The 13,715-nt window shown below is 61.9% G+C and carries 14 protein-coding genes; 9 read left to right on the top strand and 5 right to left on the bottom strand.

What is annotated here, in order from left to right:
* Positions 1-8: 8 nt before the first annotated feature.
* A complete protein-coding gene (gene purN / locus AC07OE_RS08150; protein WP_495070055.1) occupies positions 9-593 on the top strand; it encodes a phosphoribosylglycinamide formyltransferase in 585 nt (194 codons plus the stop codon).
* A 63-nt stretch (positions 594-656) separates the two neighbouring features.
* On the opposite strand, the gene xopAW is transcribed toward purN, so the two are convergent.
* Positions 657-1,502: a XopAW family type III secretion system calcium-binding effector gene (xopAW, locus tag AC07OE_RS08145; protein WP_495070054.1), complete on the bottom strand. Its 846-nt coding sequence runs from the start codon at positions 1,500-1,502 to the stop codon at positions 657-659.
* A 225-nt stretch (positions 1,503-1,727) separates the two neighbouring features.
* On the opposite strand from xopAW, the gene AC07OE_RS08140 reads away from it, so the two are divergent.
* Together AC07OE_RS08140 and AC07OE_RS08135 are read left to right on the top strand one after the other, a co-directional pair.
* A complete protein-coding gene (locus AC07OE_RS08140) occupies positions 1,728-2,468 on the top strand; it encodes a response regulator (protein WP_495070053.1) in 741 nt (246 codons plus the stop codon).
* Positions 2,468-3,613, top strand: a complete 1,146-nt coding sequence (locus AC07OE_RS08135; protein ID WP_495070052.1) for an ATP-binding protein — start codon at positions 2,468-2,470, stop codon at positions 3,611-3,613. The genes AC07OE_RS08140 and AC07OE_RS08135 overlap by 1 nt, the downstream gene beginning before the upstream one ends.
* A gap of 39 nt (positions 3,614-3,652) precedes the next feature.
* On the opposite strand, the gene AC07OE_RS08130 is transcribed toward AC07OE_RS08135, so the two are convergent.
* The gene (locus tag AC07OE_RS08130) at positions 3,653-3,892 is read right to left on the bottom strand and encodes a DUF1653 domain-containing protein (RefSeq protein WP_495070051.1); all 240 of its coding nucleotides are present in this window, start codon (positions 3,890-3,892) and stop codon (positions 3,653-3,655) included.
* A 16-nt stretch (positions 3,893-3,908) separates the two neighbouring features.
* Here AC07OE_RS08130 and AC07OE_RS08125 point away from each other — a divergent pair, with 16 nt between their 5' ends.
* Positions 3,909-5,180, top strand: a complete 1,272-nt coding sequence (locus AC07OE_RS08125) for an RsmB/NOP family class I SAM-dependent RNA methyltransferase (RefSeq protein ID WP_495070050.1) — start codon at positions 3,909-3,911, stop codon at positions 5,178-5,180.
* Between the two features lie 147 nt (positions 5,181-5,327).
* Positions 5,328-6,542, top strand: coding sequence for a DesA family fatty acid desaturase (locus AC07OE_RS08120; RefSeq protein ID WP_495070049.1), 1,215 nt, complete (start codon positions 5,328-5,330; stop codon positions 6,540-6,542).
* 378 nt (positions 6,543-6,920) lie between these two features.
* Here AC07OE_RS08120 and rpmG read toward each other — a convergent pair whose 3' ends face one another.
* The 3 genes from rpmG to trxB form a co-directional block, all read right to left on the bottom strand.
* On the bottom strand, positions 6,921-7,091 hold the full coding sequence (gene rpmG, locus AC07OE_RS08115; protein ID WP_029707149.1) for a 50S ribosomal protein L33: 171 nt from the start codon (positions 7,089-7,091) through the stop codon (positions 6,921-6,923).
* A 13-nt stretch (positions 7,092-7,104) separates the two neighbouring features.
* Complete coding sequence (gene rpmB / locus AC07OE_RS08110) at positions 7,105-7,338, bottom strand: 50S ribosomal protein L28 (protein WP_272548698.1); 234 nt, start codon at positions 7,336-7,338, stop codon at positions 7,105-7,107.
* 228 nt (positions 7,339-7,566) lie between these two features.
* Positions 7,567-8,517, bottom strand: a complete 951-nt coding sequence (trxB, locus tag AC07OE_RS08105) for a thioredoxin-disulfide reductase (protein ID WP_495070048.1) — start codon at positions 8,515-8,517, stop codon at positions 7,567-7,569.
* Between the two features lie 163 nt (positions 8,518-8,680).
* Here trxB and AC07OE_RS08100 point away from each other — a divergent pair, with 163 nt between their 5' ends.
* From AC07OE_RS08100 to AC07OE_RS08085, 4 genes are read left to right on the top strand one after another with little or no spacing between them, the layout of a single operon-like run.
* Complete coding sequence (locus tag AC07OE_RS08100; protein WP_495070047.1) at positions 8,681-9,355, top strand: Crp/Fnr family transcriptional regulator; 675 nt, start codon at positions 8,681-8,683, stop codon at positions 9,353-9,355.
* A 40-nt stretch (positions 9,356-9,395) separates the two neighbouring features.
* On the top strand, positions 9,396-11,726 hold the full coding sequence (locus AC07OE_RS08095; protein ID WP_495070046.1) for a DNA translocase FtsK: 2,331 nt from the start codon (positions 9,396-9,398) through the stop codon (positions 11,724-11,726).
* 4 nt (positions 11,727-11,730) lie between these two features.
* Positions 11,731-12,363: an outer membrane lipoprotein periplasmic chaperone LolA gene (gene lolA / locus AC07OE_RS08090; RefSeq protein ID WP_495070045.1), complete on the top strand. Its 633-nt coding sequence runs from the start codon at positions 11,731-11,733 to the stop codon at positions 12,361-12,363.
* 12 nt (positions 12,364-12,375) lie between these two features.
* Positions 12,376-13,671 carry a replication-associated recombination protein A gene (locus tag AC07OE_RS08085; protein ID WP_495070044.1) on the top strand — a complete coding sequence of 432 codons (1,296 nt, stop codon included), beginning with the start codon at positions 12,376-12,378 and terminating at the stop codon, positions 13,669-13,671.
* Positions 13,672-13,715 lie beyond the last annotated feature (44 nt).

Raw genomic sequence — 13,715 nt, 5'->3', positions numbered from 1 at the left:
AGCCAGTTATGAAAAACATCGTCATTTTGATCTCTGGCGGCGGCTCCAACATGGCCGCCATCGTCCGCACCGCCCAGCGCGAGGACTGGGCCAAGCGCTACGGTGCCGAAGTGGCCGCTGTGATCAGCAACAAGGGCACGGCCGGTGGCCTGGTGTTTGCCAAGGAGCAGGGCATCGACACCGAGGTGCTGGACCACAAGGAATTTGCCAGCCGCGAGGACTTTGACGCCGCGTTGGCCGCGCTGATTGACCGTTACGACACGCCACAGGCGCCGGTGCTGGTGGTGCTGGCGGGGTTCATGCGCATCCTCACCCCGGGCTTTGTGGCGCGTTATGCGGGGCGTCTGGTCAACATCCACCCCTCGCTGCTGCCGGCCTTCCCGGGGCTGCACACGCACCAGCGCGCGATTGACGCGGGCTGCAAGTTTGCCGGCGTGACCGTACATCAGGTCACCGCGGAGCTGGACCATGGCCCCATCCTGGCGCAGGCCGTGGTGCCAGTGCTGCCGGATGATACGGCCGACACGCTGGCGGCGCGCGTGCTCACGCAGGAGCACCTGATCTACCCCAAGGCGATCGCCGGATTGCTCTGAGTAATCAAAGCGCTATAAAAAGAGGAGCTGCACGTGCAGTCTCCTCGAGGGCTAGAGGCCTGTTCAGGCCGAAGCGCTGAGCAGGTTGCCGCTGGTGTTGCCCAAGCCCTGCGCCACCTGGGCGTAGATCTGCTTGGCCAGGCTGGCAATGTCGAAGCTGGCAGTGCTGCTGGTCTCGTTGTTGGCGCCCAGTTTGGAGCTGGCGCTTTGCAACTCGCCCACCAAGCGCTCCATCTCGGACACTGTGCCGTCTTGGTTGGTGTCCAGCGGGTCGTAGGTGGTGTCGCTCTTGGAGGCTGACTGTGCGCCGCCCGGGCCACCGGGTCCTCCCGCGGGCGGTGGGCCCTTGGGGCCGTCGCCGCCTTGGGCACTCTGCGCGCCTTGGTGAGGCTGGGGTCGGCCGGCTTCAAACTCGGCCTTCGAGAGCTTGCCGTCGCCGTCGGTGTCCAGCTTGCTGAAGTCCTGGCTCACGTCTTTGCCCGTGTCCGACTTGATCTTGTCCGTCAGTACCTGCAGCTCGTCCTTGCTGACCGTACCGTCGCCATCGGTGTCCACCTTGGCAAACAGGTCGTCCTGGCTGCCGCCGCTGCCACCCGTGCCCCGGGACTGTGCAAAGTCCATGGTGGAGGGGGGGGGCATGAGGTCTTTCATGCCTGCGGACAGCTCGTCGCTGGAGAGGCTGCCGTCCCCATTGCTGTCCATCTTGGTGAACAGCTCCTTGCTGTCGCCCAGGCTGGTGCCGGTTTTCTTGCTGATGTCGTCCAGCATGGTGCTGAGTTCGGCCTGGTCGACGCTGCCGCTGCCGTCGGTGTCAACTTTGGCGAACATCTTGGCCTGGTGCTGGCTGCGTTGGGTGTTGAGTGCGGCCCAAGCATTGCTTGAACCGCTCACCCCGCTGATGGTGCTCATGGTCACTTCCTTTCTCGATGGTGGTTGAAATGCCACCCGAGCCCCGGAGAGGGACCGAGCGGCCAACCCATTCTTCGGGCCGCAGGTAACGCAGGTTTGTCCTCTGTGTACCAAAGCCGATACAAAGGCCCTCTGCAAGCGCACAACTGGCGCGGGCTTACCGGCCAATTCATCGTTTAAGAAAGAGGGCGTTTTTCTACACTGGTCCGGCCGCAAGGACTGCCCATGACCGCTAGAACCTCTATTCTTCTTGTCGATGACGACGCTGACATCACCGCGCTGCTGAGCGAATACCTCAGCCGCTTCAACCTGGACGTGCACACCGCGTGTGACGCCGACACCATGCGCCAGCAACTGGCACAGCACCGCGTGGACCTGGTGGTGCTGGACGTGATGCTGCCCGGCACCGACGGCCTCACGCTGTCGCGCGAGATCCGCGAGCGCTCGCACATCCCGGTCATCATGCTCACTGCGCGCTCCACCACGATCGACCGCGTCATGGGGCTGGAGAGCGGCGCCGACGACTACATGGGCAAGCCGTTTGAGCCGCGCGAGTTGGTCGCCCGCATCCACACCGTGCTGCGTCGCGCCCAGGGCGCCAAAGACTCCACGCCCATCCTGGCGCGCAGCGACGTGGTCTGCTTTGACGGCTGGGAGCTGCACCGCGACGAGCGCACCCTGGTCTCGCCCACAGGGCTGGTGGTGGCGCTGTCCAATGCCGAGTTCCGCCTGCTCAACACCTTTTTGCAAACCCCACGGCGCCTGTTCAGCCGCGACCAGCTCATGGAGCAGGCCCGTGGCCGCGCCATGGACGCGTTTGAGCGCAGCATCGACCTGCTGGTTTCGCGCCTGCGGCAAAAGCTGGCCGATGACCCCAACGAGCCCTCCATGATCAAGACCGTGCGCGGTGCGGGCTATATGTTCAACGTGCAGTCCGTACAGGGGCGGGTGGCGTGGCGCGCCTGATGCCGCTGCGTACCCTGGGCCGGCAAGCGGCCGCCTGGGTGGAGCGCTGGCTGCCCGATAGCCTGTTTGGCCGCCTGGCGCTGCTGCTGGGCGTGGCCGTGGTCACCAGCCATGTGCTGGCGTTGACGCTGATGTTTGAGCTGCGGCCACCCCATGGCATGCACCGCCCATCGGTAGCCATGGATGCGTCTGGTCAGCCACCGCCGCCGCCACTGCATATTCGTGGCCCCAACGGCCCAGACCGCCATCCGGGCCCGCCCACGTTGGGTCTGCTGCTCGACATCGCGGTGCGCTTGGGTGCGCTACTGCTGGCCGCTTGGGTGGCCGCGCGCTGGCTGTCTGACCCCATGCGCCGTCTGGCCGGGGCCGCGCGCGAGTTGGGCCTGAACATCCACCGCGCGCCGCTGCCCGAAACCGGCACGCTGGAGTGCCGTGAGGCCACGCGGGTGTTCAACCAGATGCAGCAGCACATCCGCGCCCAGCTGGAGCAGCGCGACCAGTTTGTGGCCGCGGTGTCGCACGACCTGCGTACGCCGCTCACCCGCCTTGCCCTGCGTGTGGAGTCGCTAAAGGACGCGGCCGAGCGCCAGCGCTTTGGCAAAGACATCGCCGAGATGGACACCATGATCCGCACCACGCTGGACTACCTGCGCGGCGCGGCCGACGCCGAGCCCTGGGTGGCGCTGGACCTGGCCTCGCTGGTGGGCAGCCTGGTGGAGGATCAGCAGGACTGCGGTCATGATGTGGCGGTAGAGCCGCCTGCCGGTGCTCCGCTGGCCCCCCTCCGTGCGCAAGCCTCGGCGTTGCGCCGCTGCATCGCCAACCTGCTGGACAACGCGGTGCGCTATGGCGGTGCCGCGCAAGTGCGGCTGACCGGAGACGCCGAGGGCGTGCGCGTGACTGTGCTGGACCACGGCCCTGGCATTCCCGAGGCGGAGCTGGCCAAGGTGTTGCAACCGTTTTACCGCGTGGAGGCATCCCGCAACCGCAACAGCGGCGGGGTAGGGCTGGGCCTGGCCACCGCCAGCGACATTGCCCGCCAGCATGGCGGTAGCGTGCAGCTCAGCAACCGCGCAGGCGGCGGTTTGCAGGCGGAGCTGCTATTGCCACGCAAAGCAGTGGAGCCCAAAACGCTCCTGAATTAGGAGCTGCTCGCACATATTCCACGGGGGCTAGAGGCCGATTCAATCCCCGATGCGGGTGAAACGGGGCTGCGCTACGCCCGCAATCACCACCGTCTCCAGAAACATGGCGGCGGGTCGCACCCATAGGCCGTTTTCGCCATACAGCGCGCGGTACAGGGTCATGGGCTCCAGCGTTTCGCTGTGGCGTACGGTGTCCAGCACCTGGTATTCCATGCCCTTGTAGTGGCGGTAGCGGCCAGTCGGGGTGGTAACTAAAGGGGGGAGGTTTTCATCGCTCATGGGACAATCCTAGGCTATGCATCCAAAAGCCCTGCTTGACGCCTGTTCCGAATTGGTCCGGCTCGTTCTCAAATTTGACCATCCCGCAGACGCCATCGTCTCGCGTTTTTTCCGCGACAACCGCGGCCTGGGCCCGCGCGAGCGCGCCACGCTGGCCGAAACCGCCTACACCGTGCTGCGCAAAAAGCTCTTGTTCGACCACCTGGCCCCCTCGGGCAGTGGCCCCAAGGAGCGCCGCCTGGCGATTCTGGGCTTCTACGGCCCGGGCGATTTCCTGCGCAGCGCCCTGACGGACCAGGAAAAGCGCTGGCTGGACCAGTGCGAGGCCGTCAAGCCTGAAGATTTGATGGAACGTCATCGCCACAACCTGCCGGAGTGGCTGGTGCAACCGCTCAAGGACCAGCTGGGCGACGGTTTCTGGCCGCTGGTGGACAGCCTGAATCTGGGCGCCGGCCTGGATCTGCGCGTCAACACTTTCAAGGCCAAGCGCAGCGATGTGCAAAAAGAGTTGCAGCAGGCCGGCATCAAGGCCGTGCCCACACCGTATTCCCCCTGGGGCCTGCGTATTGCAGGCAAACCGGCGCTGAACAAGAACGACGCTTTCGTGCGCGGCGATTTCGAAGTGCAGGACGAAGGTTCGCAACTGCTGGCCATGCTGGTGGACGCCAAACGCGGGGAGATGGTGGTGGACTTTTGCGCCGGCGCCGGTGGCAAAACTCTGGCGTTGGGCGCCGCCATGCGCAGCACCGGCCGCCTCTATGCGTTTGACACCTCCGCCCATCGCCTGGATTCATTCAAGCCCCGCATGGCCCGCAGCGGCCTGTCCAATGTGCATCCCGCGGCCATCGCCCATGAGCGGGACGACCGCGTCAAGCGCCTGTCCGGCAAGATGGACCGGGTGCTGGTGGACGCGCCGTGTACCGGTTTGGGCACCCTGCGCCGCAACCCCGACTTGAAATGGCGCCAAAACGCACAAGCTGTGGAAGAGATGGCGGTCAAGCAGGCGGCCATTCTGCAAAGCGCCTCGCGCATGGTGAAGTCCGGTGGACGTTTGGTCTACGCCACCTGCAGCGTGCTGCCGCAGGAAAACGAGGCCATTGCGGAAGCCTTTGCGGCTGCCAACCCCGACTTTGTGGCCTTGCCTGCGGGCGAGGTACTGGCCGGATTGAAGGTCGAGAATGCACCAAGTTTGTGCAGTGGCGGTGAGGATAGCCAGTTGTACCTGCGTTTGTGGCCCCACATGCACGCAACCGATGGATTCTTCGCGGCGGTTTGGCAAAAGAAGTGAATAATTTGACGCAAGTTAATGTTTTTTAACTTCTGTACGATTTATCTGGCCAAATAAAGCAGCAGCATTTAAAATTACGACTTTGGTGGGATGCAGGGCGTCCCAGCGTCATAACTAACCACACCTCGTTGAGAGATTGAATTGACTATGTTGTTACCTGATTGGGCTGTGCTGAACGCAGCAATTGAGTGGCTGGCCCATGGCATGTGGAGCATCGCGTGGTGGCAGATCGTGCTGTTCACCTTGGCAATGACACACGTCACCATGATCAGTGTGACTGTGTTCCTGCACCGCCATCAGGCGCACCGTGCGCTGGACCTGCACCCCATCGCTTCGCATTTCTTCCGTTTCTGGCTGTGGCTGACCACCGGTCAGGTGACCAAAGAATGGGCTTCCATCCACCGCAAGCACCACGCCAAGTGCGAGCAGGCCGAAGATCCCCACAGCCCTCACGTGTATGGCATCAAGAAGGTGCTGCTGGAAGGTGCCGAGCTGTACCGTGCGGAGTCCAAGAACAAGGAAACCATGGCCCGTTTTGGCCACGGCACCCCTGACGACTGGATTGAGCGCAACCTGTACACCCGCTACTCCTGGCAGGGTGTGGGTTTGATGATGATCATCGACCTGTTCCTGTTTGGCGCTGCCGGTTTGGCAGTCTGGGCCTTGCAAATGGCATGGACTCCCATCACCGCCGCCGGCATCATTAATGGCGCAGCCCACTACTGGGGTTACCGCAATTTCGAAGCTGCCGACCAAAGCCGCAACATTTCTCCATGGGGCATCATCATTGCCGGTGAAGAGTTGCACAACAACCATCACACCTATCCCACCTCGGCCAAGCTGTCGGTCAAGCCGTACGAGTTCGACATTGGCTGGATGTACATCACCATCATGCAGGCTGTGGGCTTGGCTACCGTGAAAAAGACGCCACCCAAGGCCGCCTTTGGCGACATTCGCCCCGTGGCTGATGAAAAGACACTGGAAGCATTGATTGCCAACCGCTACGAGATCATGGCCACCTACGCCAAGGGCGTGCGCGAAGCCGCCCGTGACGAGTTCGAGTCAGTCAAGGCACGCAGCGCTGATGCCGCCGTGATCAAGGCTGCCAAGCGCTGGATGCACCGTGACGAAGAAAAGGTGCCCGCCGCCGCCGCTCCCCAGTTGGCTCAAGCGCGCGCCGCTTCTCCCGTGCTGGACAAGATGGTGACCATGCGTGAAGAGCTGCGTCAGATGTGGCTCAACACCCATGTGTCGCGTGAACAGTTGGCCAAGGATCTGCAAGCCTGGTGCCACCGTGCAGAAGAAAGCGGCATTGCTGCGCTGCGTGAGTTCTCCATGAAGTTGCGGGCTGCGCACGTTTAAGACCTCCCTTCGCTTATTCCTTAAAGCCCGCCTTGTGCGGGCTTTTTCTTGCGCGCTCCAGCGCAGTCGGGGTAGGCGTTTTGCTTCGTGTCCCCCGGCCTTCGGCCTCCTCCTTGACCTACGCAAAACGCCTACCCCGACTGCTCTTGCGAGGACGTGGAGCGCCAACTGGGCCAAATTCAGTCCCGTGCTATCAATTCCCAGCAGCAGGTAGGGCTTGGGTGTCCTGCGTAGGTCAAGGAGGAGCCCGAAGGGCGGGGGACACGAAGCAGGGCACCCAAGCCCTACCTGAGGCGTGCGAGACAACTGCCCCAAAAAACGACGAGACGCAAAAAAGCCCGCATAGGGCGGGCTTTTGGGGGACTGGAAGAACCTGAATTACTTCAGCTTCATTTCCTTGTAGTCCACATGCTTGCGAGCAACGGGATCAAATTTCTTGATCAGCATTTTCTCGGGCATGGTTTTCTTGTTCTTGTCGGTCGTGTAAAAGTGACCTGTACCAGCTGTGGATTCCAGCTTGATTTTTTCGCGTCCGCCTTTGGTTGCCATGGTGCTCTACTCCTTAAGCTTGACCACGTGCGCGCAGATCGGCGAGCACAGAATCGATACCGTTCTTGTCGATCAGACGCAAACCGGCGTTGGAAATGCGCAGACGCACCCAGCGGTTTTCAGTCTCGACCCAGAAACGGCGGTATTGCAGGTTCGGCAGGAACCGGCGCTTGGTTTTGTTGTTGGCGTGGGAAACATTGTTTCCGACCATGGGGCCTTTGCCCGTTACTTCACATACGCGTGCCATGTGGACACTCCGATATAAACGGTTTTCACTGACGATCCAAACGGCTTGAAAAACAAACCCGTCCGATCTCGCTCAAACCTCACCTCGCCATGAAAAAGGGTGGCGGTAACCCCCCGCCTTTTGCTAGGGCGGAACTCACTGCGCTCCCAATTACGGGCAGGCCCCTCACGGGGCGAACGCAGCAAAGCCTCAAATTATAGCCGTTTTGGCCCGGAGGCCGCAATTGGCTCAGTCTTGTTCCAGAAAACGCTGTGCGTCCAGGGCCGCCATGCAGCCGGTGCCTGCGCTGGTAATGGCCTGGCGGTACACATGGTCCTGCACGTCGCCGGCTGCAAACACGCCGGGGATGCTGGTTTGGGTGGCAAAGCCTTTCAGACCGCCCTGGGTCACGATGTAGCCGTTTTCCAGCTCCAACTGGCCTTGGAAGATGTCGGTGTTGGGCGAGTGGCCGATGGCGATGAAGCAGCCCTTGAGGGTGATGTCTTCAGTACTGCCATCGTGCACGCTCTTGAGGCGGATGCCGGTTACGCCTGAGGCGTCGCCCAGCACTTCGTCCAGGGTTTTGAAGGTCTTGAGTTCGATCTTGCCCGCGGCAACCTTTTCCATCAGCTTGTCGACCAGGATGGGCTCTGCTTTGAACTTGTCGCGGCGGTGCACCAGGTAGACCTTGCTGGCGATGTTGGAGAGGTATAGCGCTTCTTCCACGGCGGTGTTGCCGCCGCCCACCACACAGCAAATCTCGTTGCGGTAGAAGAAACCGTCGCAAGTGGCGCAGCCGGAGACGCCGCGGCCCATGAAGGCTGTCTCGGAGGGCAGGCCCAGGTACTTGGCCGAGGCGCCGGTAGATATGATCAGCGAATCGCAGGTGTAGGTGCCGCTGTCTCCGGTCAAGGTGAACGGGCGCTTGGACAGGTCCACAGCACCAATATGGTCAAAGACCACTTCGGTTTTGAAACGTTCAGCGTGCTCCAGAAAGCGCTGCATCAGCTCCGGGCCTTGCACGCCGGCCACGTCGGCGGGCCAGTTGTCCACCTCGGTGGTGGTCATCAGCTGGCCGCCCTGGGCCATGCCGGTGATCAGCACCGGGTTCAGGTTGGCGCGGGCTGCGTAAACTGCGGCGGTGTAACCTGCAGGGCCAGACCCCAGAATCAGGACCTTGGCGTGCTTGGTGTTGGACATGTTGTAACCTTTGTTGTCGAGGATCGAATTGACCGGCCGTGCCGTGTACAGTTCGGGGCGTCGCTCTCCGGATCAAGTGGGAAAGCGTCAAACGCGGCGGGCTATTCACCCTTTAGCCCGCTGATTGTAAGAAACAGGATTTAAAAGTTCAGGGAACCGTTGAATGGCAATGCTGAGCAACCAGGAATTGATACGCAGGGTGCCCCTGTTTTCCATGTTGACTCCTGCGCAGGTGGATTCGCTGGCGGCCAACGTCGACAAGCAGCGCGTCAAGCGCGGCGTCAATATCGTGGAACAGGGGGCGACCTCCCATGCACTGCACCTGATCCTCGCCGGTCGTGCCCATGTCGTGATGACTGATAGCAAAGGGCGAGAAGTGATTTTGGCCACGCTGAAGGCGGGTGACTACATTGGCGAGATGAGCCTGATTGACAACGAGCCGCACTCGGCCACCGTGGTTGCCGACACCCAGATGGACCTGTTGATCCTGGGCCGCGAGGACTTTACCCGCTGCGTGACGGAGAACACGGCTATTGCGGCGGCTGTCATGCGGGGTCTGGTACAGCGCCTGCGCAATGCGGACCAGAAGATTGTTTCGCTGGCGCTTATGGGCGTGTATGGCCGTGTGGCCAATGTGCTGCTGGACGCTGCTGAACCCAACGAGCGCGGGGAACTGCTGATCCGCGACAAGATCTCGCGCCTGGATCTGGCCAAGATGGTGGGGGCGTCCCGCGAAATGGTCAGCCGCGTGATGAAGGATTTTGAAGAGCAAGGCTTCGTCAAAACGCTCAAAGACGGTGGAATGCGCGTGTGGGAACGCCGTTCCAAACCCCGTTGACCCCCATGCTTTTTCTGCCGGTGCATTACTGGCTTGCACCATGACTTATTCACTTCACACCCTTCAGTCTTCCGCCCGTGAGGCGCCTGAACCGCCTACCGGTGTCGTGCGCTTTGCCAGTGAACTCGCCCTGGTGGCCGGTTTTGTAGCGCTGGCTTTGTGGCTCATTGCGCTGCTGAGCTATTCGCCGCAAGACGCAGCCTGGTCTACGTCGGGTACGGGCCAGCCGATTGCCAACCATGGCGGGCGCCTGGGGGCGTGGCTGGCTGACATGAGCTATTTTGTGTTTGGCTATTCCGTTTGGTGGTGTGTCGCTGCGGGATGGCGTATTTGGCTCTCTTTGCTGGCCGTGCGCCTGCGTAGCGAATCGCCTGATGCGGTAAACCGAGCAGCCCATGGGCCCACGCGTGGCGGGCGCTGGATTTTTTGGGGTGGTCTGCTTTTGCTCGTGTACGCCAGCACGTCGCTGGAATGGGCGCGTCTGTACCGTTGGGAAAACCATTTGCCGGGTACCAGTGGTGGCGCCATTGGCCGGTTGGTCGGACCCTGGAGTGTGCAGTGGCTGGGCTTTGCTGGCGCTGGCTTGGTGGCCATTGTGCTGGGCTTGGTGGGTGCAGCTTGGGTGTTCGGGTTTTCCTGGACGCGCGCTGCCGAGCGCATCGGGGCGTTGCTGGACGGGCTGATCGAATCCCGCCGCGAAAAGATCGAAGCCGCGCAGGACCGTGAACTGGGCCAACTGGCGGTGCGTGAGCGCGAAGAGGTGTTCCTGGAAGAGCGCGAGGAAGAGGTGATTCACCATCCCACGCCGGTGCTGATCGAACCTGTGATCGTGGAGCCGCCGCGCAGCGAGCGTGTGGCCAAGGAGCGCCAGAAGCCGCTGTTCGTGGAAATGCCCGACAGCAAGCTGCCGCAGGTTGATTTGCTGGACGGCGCGCAGCTGCGCCAGGAAACCGTGGCGCCCGAGACGCTGGAAATGACCAGCCGCATGATCGAGAAGAAGCTCAAGGACTTCGGCGTAGAGGTGCGTGTGGTGTTGGCCCAGCCGGGCCCGGTGATTACGCGCTACGAGATCGAACCCGCCACGGGTGTGAAGGGCTCGCAGATCGTGGGGTTGGCCAAGGACCTGGCGCGCTCGCTGAGCCTGGTGTCCATCCGCGTGGTGGAAACCATCCCCGGCAAGAACTACATGGCGCTGGAGCTGCCCAACGCCAAGCGACAGAGCATCAAGCTCTCCGAGATTTTGGGTTCGCAGGTGTACAACGAAGCCAAGAGCCTGCTGACCATGGGCCTAGGCAAGGACATCATTGGCAACCCCATCGTGGCCGATCTGGCCAAGATGCCGCACGTGCTGGTGGCGGGTACCACGGGCTCCGGCAAGTCCGTTGGTATCAACGCGATGATTTTGTCCTTGCTGTACAAGGCAGAAGCCCGCGATGTGCGTCTCTTGATGATCGATCCCAAGATGCTGGAAATGTCGGTGTACGAAGGCATTCCGCACTTGTTGGCGCCCGTGGTGACCGACATGCGCCAGGCGGCGCATGGCCTGAACTGGTGCGTGGCCGAGATGGAGAAGCGCTACAAGCTCATGAGCAAGATGGGCGTGCGCAACCTGGCGGGCTTCAACACCAAGATTGACGACGCCAAGGCCAAGGGCGAGTTCATCTACAACCCCTTCAGCCTCACGCCCGAGAGCCCCGAGCCGCTGAACCGCCTGCCGCACATCGTGGTGGTGATCGACGAGCTGGCCGACCTGATGATGGTGGTGGGCAAGAAGATTGAAGAGCTGATTGCGCGCCTGGCGCAGAAGGCGCGTGCTGCCGGTATCCACTTGATCCTGGCGACGCAACGCCCCAGTGTGGACGTGATCACTGGGCTGATCAAGGCCAACATCCCGACCCGCATTGCTTTCCAGGTCAGCAGCAAGATCGACAGCCGCACCATCCTGGACCAGATGGGCGCCGAAGCCCTGCTGGGCATGGGCGACATGCTCTACATGCCTAGCGGTACTGGCCTGCCGATCCGCGTGCACGGCGCGTTTGTGAGTGACGAGGAAGTGCACCGTGTGGTGAGCTACCTCAAGAGCCAGGGCGAGCCCGATTACATCGACGGCGTGCTCGAAGGCGGCACGGTGGACGGCGAAGATGGCGAGGGCGGCGGTGATGCCAGCGGTGAGAAAGACCCGATGTACGACCAGGCCGTGGAAGTGGTACTGAAGAACCGCAAGGCCAGCATCTCGCTGGTGCAGCGCCACCTCAAGATTGGCTACAACCGCGCCGCACGGCTGGTGGAAGACATGGAGAAGGCCGGCTTGGTGAGCGCCATGAGCGGCAGTGGCCAGCGCGAGATTCTGGTTCCTGCGCGCAGTGAGTAAACCTATGATCAAACAAATTGCTCTTATTTTTATAGCGGCTAACGCAATATCGGCGGGGGCTGGAGGGTTGGAAAGCCTGGAGTCGTTTGTGAAGACGGTGAAGAGCGGCAAGGCCGATTTCACCCAGGTGGTGACCGCGCCGGCCAAGGAGGGGCAGACCGCACGCAGCAAAACGTCGAGCGGTAGCTTCGAGTTTGCGCGCCCCAGCCGCTTCAAGTTCGTCTACAAAAAGCCGTTTGAACAAACCATCGTGGCTGATGGCCAGACGCTCTGGCTGTATGACGTGGACCTGAACCAAGTCACCGCGCGCAAACAGTCTGCGGCACTGGGCTCCACGCCCGCCGCACTGATTGCAGCGGCGCCCGATTTGAAAGCCCTGCAAGCGGACTTTGCCTTGGCCGATGCGCCGGACAAGGATGGCCTGCAGTGGGTGCAAGGCACGCCCAAGACCAAGGACAGCCAGCTACAGCAAGTGCGTGTGGGCTTCAAACAAGACCAGCTGGCGGTGCTGGAAATCCTGGACAGTTTTGGCCAGCGCTCGGTGCTGAGTTTTGTGGGCTTCCAGCCCAACGCGACGCTGGGCGCCGCAGCCTTTCAGTTCAAGCCGCCGGCGGGCGCGGATGTCGTGCGGCAGTAAGCCGCCAGCCCGATGGCCACCGCCCCTCCCAAGCACCAGCCGCTGGCAGAACTGCTTCGCCCCAAGACGCTGGGTGAGGTGATTGGTCAGCAGCACCTGCTGGGCGACGGCATGGCGCTGCGCCTGGCCTTTGAGTCGGGTCAGCCGCACAGCTGCATCCTCTGGGGGCCGCCCGGCGTGGGCAAGACCACCATTGCGCGGCTCATGGCCGATGCCTTTGATGCGCAATTCATCACCATCAGCGCGGTGCTGGGCGGCATCAAGGACATCCGTGAAGCGGTGGAGCATGCCCAGCATGCGCGCGACGGGCTGGAGCAGCGCCGCACTATCGTGTTTGTCGATGAGGTGCACCGTTTCAACAAGAGCCAACAGGACGCGTTTTTGCCGCATGTGGAGAGCGGCTTGTTCACCTTCATTGGCGCCACCACCGAAAATCCGTCGTTCGAGGTGAACTCGGCCTTGTTGTCACGCGCTGCCGTGTATGTGCTGCAACCGCTGGCGGCGGGCGACTTGAAGCAGATTGTGGCCAAAGCCCTCGTCAACAGTGGGCTTCCTGCTATTGAAAACGCAGCAGAGGAACGTCTTGTCGCCTACGCCGATGGTGATGCGCGCCGCCTGCTGAATACGCTCGAAACGTTGGCAGTGGCCGCCGTGCAGGAAAAGGTGGGCGAGATCACCGACGTCTGGCTTCTCAAAGTGCTGGGCGAGCGCATGCGCCGCTACGACAAAGGGGGAGAGCAGTTCTACGACACCATTTCTGCGCTGCACAAAAGCGTGCGCGGCTCAGACCCCGATGCCTCGCTCTACTGGTTTGTTCGGATGCTGGATGGCGGTGCCGACCCGCGCTACATGGCGCGTCGGTTGATTCGCATGGCCGCTGAAGACATCGGGCTGGCCGATCCGCGCGCCCTGCGTTTGGCGCTGGATGCTGCCGATGTGTACGAGCGCCTGGGCAGTCCGGAGGGCGAGCTGGCACTGGCCGAGTGCGTGGTCTACCTGGCCGTGGCACCCAAGTCGAACGCGGTCTACAAGGCCTTCAACGAAGCCAAGGCCTTTGTGAAGAAGGACGGCACCCGCCCGGTGCCCATGCACCTGCGCAATGCGCCCACCAAGCTCATGAAAGAGCTGGACTACGGCAAGGGCTACCGCTATGCGCATGATGAAGAAGATGGTTTTGCAGCCGGCGAACAGTACCTGCCGGATGGCATGACTGGTACGAATTTCTACAGACCGGTGGAGCGCGGGCTGGAGATTCGTATCAGTGAGAAGTTACGCGATCTCAAAGCGCGCAATCATAAGCAAAGTTAATACTGCATGAATATGCAGAAAGTGTTGCCGAATCTGCATACTTT

The organism is Rhodoferax sp. GW821-FHT09E07, assembly GCF_059416145.1.
This window is presented reverse-complemented; position numbering and strand designations above follow the sequence as displayed.